Origin of the sequence: Corallococcus sp. CA053C (assembly GCF_003611675.1) — a bacterium.
Lineage (GTDB): Bacteria > Myxococcota > Myxococcia > Myxococcales > Myxococcaceae > Corallococcus.
Map to the genome: position 1 here is coordinate 1 of NZ_RAWA01000553.1, position 5,092 is coordinate 5,092.

A 5,092-nucleotide genomic window follows, 5' to 3' on the forward strand; every position below is an offset into this window, starting at 1 on the left:
GGAGAACCCCTCACCATGCTGAGACGTCTCGCCGTTGCCTCCGTCATCCTCACCGCCGCCTGTGCCGGTCAGCAGAAGACCGGTGACGCCCCCGCCGCCGAAGGCCAGAAGCAGATGACGAAGGAGGAGCGGCTGCGCATCACCAACCAGCCCCCCTTCGACCTGGCGTCCTGCTTCCCGCGCGAGCAGACCCTGCCCTCCCCCGCCAACGAGGGCGTCCTCGTGGGCGCGCTCCTGAGCGTGCGTCCGGACGTGCTCGAGTGTCTGGTGGATCCGGCCAACCGCGGCCCCGCGGCCAGCACCAAGGTGACGGTGAAGACCACCGTCAACGCCCAGGGCGGCACGCACGCCGTCAGCGGGGAGAACCTCACCCCGGCCGGCACGCAGTGCATCCAGCAGGTGCTGGACACGCACGTGAAGCCCTCGCCGCTGGCGGCGGACGCCAAGCCGGTGGAGGCCACGTACGCGTACGACCACGCCACGGCCAACAACCCCACCGTCACGATGGGCATCAACGAGGGCTCGGACTTCTCCGGAGCGGTGCGCCTGGCGGAGAAGAGCTGGTGTGAGTGCTTCAACGGCTTCAAGGCGACGACGCCGCCGGTGCTGGCCTCCGACATCCACATCATGAAGGGCCAGCCGAACCCCACGGAGGTCGTCTTCAAGCCCTCCGGCAGCACCGAGGGCGACCAGCTCGCCTCGTGCCTGCAGGCGAAGGTCGCGGCGCTGCCCGCGAAGACGTCGGCGGAGCTGAAGTTCCCCTTCCGCTTCGTCTTCTTCAACTCCCAGGCCCCGGTGGAGTCCGCCGCCAGCCTGCCGCCGGAGCTGCGCTTCTTCCAACTGGAGCTGGCGCGCACCCAGGCCGCCGCCGCGTCCGCCATCTCCTTCGGCGCGCGCACCAACGCGGCGGAGACGTATGACGCCGTCGTGCAGAAGTACGCGAAGACGAAGGACTACCGGCTCTTCGACGAGCTGTCCTCCAAGTGCAACGCGCTGGTGGAGTCCGCCACCACGTGGGTGACGGCGCTCAAGACGCAGGAGACGGTGGACCAGACGACGCTCGCGCTGGTGCAGGAGCTGAAGACCAAGGAGGACAGCTGGGCCCCGGTGGAGACCGCCAGCCAGGAGGCGCTCGCCAACACCCAGAAGGACCTGACGGCCGCCCAGCAGCGCCTGACCGCGGACCAGGGCGCGTGCCCGAAGAAGAGCTACAACAACACGGCGCCCAAGAAGAAGTAGGCACCGAAGCAGGCACTGGAAAAGCAGAACGGGCGCTCCGGGGAACTCTCCGGGGCGCCCGTCTTCTTTTACCCGCTGCCTGCCGCGGGGCTACGACGCGGCGGGGACCTTGTCGTCGTTGTGCGCGGAGGCCTCGCGCATCTTCACGCTGACGAGCTTGGAGATGCCGGGCTCCTCCATGGTGACGCCGTACAGCGTGTCGGCGACCTCCATGGTGCGCTTGTTGTGGGTGATGAGGATGAACTGCGACTGGCGGCTCATCTCCTTCACCATGTCGTTGTAGCGGCCCACGTTGCCCTCATCCAGCGGGGCGTCGACCTCGTCCAGGAGGCAGAAGGGGGTGGGCTTGATGAGGAAGATGCCGAAGATGAGCGCCACGGCGGTGAGCGCCTTCTCTCCGCCGGAGAGCAGATTGACGCTCTGCAGCTTCTTGCCCGGCGGCTGGGCGACGATTTCCACGCCCGGCTCGCCGTTGGGGCCCTCCTGCGTCAGCACGAGGCTGGCGCGGCCGCCGCCGAACAGGCGCGGGAAGATGGCCTGGAACTTGTCGTTCACCACGTCGAAGGTCTGCTTGAAGCGCTCGCGGCTCGTCGCGTCGATGCGGACGATGGCTTCCCGCAGCTGGCTGATGGACGCGTTGAGGTCCTGGCGCTGCGCGGACAGGAACTCGAAGCGCTTGGACAGCTCCGCGTGCTCGTCGATGGCGGTGAGGTTGATCTCCCCCATCTTCTCCACCTGCGCGCGCAGGTCCTTGAGCTCCCCCTCCACCTCCGGGGAGAGCGTGGGCAGCAGGTGGTACTGGTGCAGCTCCGTGGCCAGCTCCAACTGGTAGCGCTCGCGGATGCCGGCGGACAGGTGCTCCAGCTCCAGGGCAATCTCGCGCTCGCGCAGCGAAATCTGGGACAGGCCCTGCATCAGCTCGTCCAGCCGGCCGCGCAGCTCGCGGAAGGCGGTGTCCTGCTCGCGCACCTCCGTCGTCGCGGTGGTGTGCGCCGTGCGGCGGGCCTCCAGCGCCTCCGCGGCCACGCGGTGCTCCTCCGCCCGCTGCTCCCGGGTGGACTCCAGCTCCGCGAGCCGGCGCTCCAGCGCCTCCACCTTGACGCGGCCTTCCGTGACGGCGCCCTGGAGGCGGCTCGTGCGCGCCTCCATGTCCCGGCGCTGCGACACCAGGCTCTCCAGCTCCTTGCGCGCCGACTCGCCGCGCTCGCTGCCGGCGGCCACCTTCACGCGCAGGCCCATCAGGTCCGAGGACGCCGTGTCCGCGCGCTGGCGCAGCCCCTCCAGCTCGCCCGCGTACTGCCGCACGCGCTCCTCGCGCGCCTCGCGGTCCGCCTGGCCGTGGGCCACCTCGCCCCGGCTGGACTCCTCCTCGTGCGTGAGCGCGGTGTGGCTCTGGGTGAGCTGCCCCTCCTCCGCCTCCAGCGCGCGCAGCCGCTCGCGCACCTTGGACAGGTCCTCGCTCGCCTTGTGGAGGTCCTTCTCCTGGCTGGCCAGGTTGACCTCCTCCGCGTGCTGCTCCTTGCCCAGGCCCTTGAGGACGGTCTCCGCCTGCCCCATCTGCTTCTGGAGCGTGTAGTGGCGGGTCAGAATCTCGTTGTAGCGCTCCTCCACCCGGGCCACTTCGGAGGCCAGTTCGGCGATCTCACGCTTCTTCTGGAGCGCGCCCACCGCCGCGCCCTCGCGCTCACCGCCGGTGATGGTGCCGTCGGCGCGGAAGACCTCGCCCTCCAGCGTCACGAGCGTGCACGGCGTGGGGGTCCAGTCCGCGTACTCCCGGGCCGCGAGCAGGTCCTGGACGATGACCACGTCGCCCAGGAGCAGCCGCATCACCGGCTCCAGCGCGGGCTCGCAGGACACCTCGCGCAGCGCGTGCGCGAGGACGCCCGGGCGCGACAGGTCCGGCTCCACCAGGGGCCGGGCCGCGTCCCCGGAGGGCACGGGCAGGAAGGTGCCGCGCCCTTCCGCGTGGCCCTTCAGGTACTCCACCAGCTCCAGGCCCTTCTCGCGGCTGTCGACGATGACGTGCTGGAGCCGCTCGCCCAGGGCGGCCTCCACCGCGCGCTCGTAGCGCGGCGACGTCACCGTGAGCACGTCCGCCACCAGGCCGAAGATGCCCTGGTCCCGCGCGGCCTCCGCGGCGCGCACCATGACGGCGCGCACGCCCCGGTCGAAGCCGTCGTAGTTCTTCTGGATGTCCTCCAGGGAGGACAGGCGGCTGCGCTTGTCGCTCAGCTCCTCGCGCAGCGCGATGACCTGGACCTCGTTCTCCGTGAAGGCCTCGCGCGTGCGGGTGAGGGCCTCCTCCTCCTGGCCCCGGCGCTCGGCCAGCTCGGACGCCAGGTGGCGGGTGTCCTCCACGTGGCGGGCCGCCTGCGTGCGCACGCCGTCCAGCTCCTGCTCCTGGGCGCGCAGGGCCTCGACCTCGCCCGCGAGCTTCGCGCGGCGGGCCTCCAGGTCGGTGCGCTGGCGCGCCAGGTTGGTCAGGTTGCTCTCGTGGTTCGCGAGCCGCGTGGCCACGGCGACGAGCCCCGCCCGCTCCTGCTCCAGGCGCAGGGAGATCTCCGTCTGGAGCACGGAGACGCGGCGCTGCTCCTCCAGGGCCACCTGCATGGCCACTTCGTCTTCCTTGTACGACCCGGCGATGCCCGACAGCTCCGCCTCGCGGGCCGTCATGGTCTGCACCACCTCCGCCTGCCGCGCGAGCAGTCCGTCCAGCTCCGCCTGCGACTGGGCCACGCGCGCGCCCGTCTCCTCGAAGTCGCGGCGGCCGTACGCCAGCTCCTGCGCGTCACGCTGCACGGCGCTCTCCAGCGAGTGCACCTCCCCCGCGAACTGCTGAAGGGCGGCGCCCTCAGCGTCCAGCTCCGCGCGGCGCCGGGTGATGACCTCCTCCAGCTCCTTCACCCGGTCCAGGCCCTCGCGCTCCTCGCCGCCCAGGTTCTCCAGGCGCGACTGGAGCACGCCCTTCTCCGCCATCAGCTCCAGCGCGCGGTGGCTGGCCGAGTGCAGATCAATCTCCCGCATGCGCGCCTTGAGCTTGCGGTACTTCTCCGCCTTCTTCGCCTGCCGCGACAGCGTGTCGAGCCGCTTCTCCAGCTCGCCCGTGATGTCGTTGACGCGCAGGAGGTTGGCCTCGGTGGCCTCCATCTTGCGCTCGGCGGCCTTGCGGCGGGCCTTGTACTTGGTGACGCCCGCGGCCTCCTCCAAGAGGTGTCGGCGGTCCTCCGGCTTGCTGGAGACGATGAGGCCCACGCGGCCCTGCTCGATGATGGAGTAGGCCTTGGTGCCCACGCCCGTGCCGAGGAACAGCTCCGTGATGTCCAGGAGGCGGCACAGCGTCTTGTTGATGAGGTACTCGGAGTCGCCGTTGCGGAACAGGCGCCGGGTGACCGTGATCTCGGAGAAGCCCTGGTACTGGGGCGCCAGCGTGTCCGTGTCGTCCACGAGGAAGGTGAGCGACACCTCCGCCATGGACAGGGGCGGCTTGGACTCCGAGCCGTTGAAGATGACGTCCTCCATGCCCCGGCCGCGCAGGTTCTTCGCGCTCTGCTCGCCCATCACCCAGCGGATGGCGTCCACGACGTTGGATTTGCCACACCCGTTGGGGCCGACGACGCCGGTGACGCCCTCGTCGAACGAGAAGACGCTCCGCTCCATGAACGACTTGAAGCCGGTGATGTCCAGGCGCTTGATTCGCATGCCAGCGGGCTCCCTACGAGGCGACGGTGAGACGGGATGAAAACGCGCGCGGGGCCGGAAAATCGGCTCCGCAGCGATCGGCAGGAGTACCAGCCACCCCACCGGTGATCAAGGGTGACACTGCAACGCGTGACCCTATGTCCAGTGCTACAGG

At 70.2% G+C, this 5,092-nt stretch carries 2 protein-coding genes; one reads left to right on the forward strand and one right to left on the reverse strand.

The window, feature by feature from the left end; all coding sequences use genetic code 11:
• Window positions 1-1,239, forward strand: a 1,239-nt coding sequence (locus D7V97_RS39705) for a hypothetical protein (protein WP_368669006.1), incomplete at its 5' end; no start/stop codon positions are given.
• Window positions 1,240-1,329: 90 nt separating this feature from the next.
• Here D7V97_RS39705 and smc read toward each other — a convergent pair.
• On the reverse strand, window positions 1,330-4,938 hold the full coding sequence (smc, locus tag D7V97_RS39710; RefSeq protein ID WP_120615775.1) for a chromosome segregation protein SMC: 3,609 nt from the start codon (window positions 4,936-4,938) through the stop codon (window positions 1,330-1,332).
• Window positions 4,939-5,092 lie beyond the last annotated feature (154 nt).

Bases quoted from the DNA above. Each gene is read 5' to 3' on its own strand.
- smc (WP_120615775.1), bottom strand. From the start codon at position 4,938: ATGCGAATCAAGCGCCTGGACATCACCGGCTTCAAGTCGTTCATGGAG.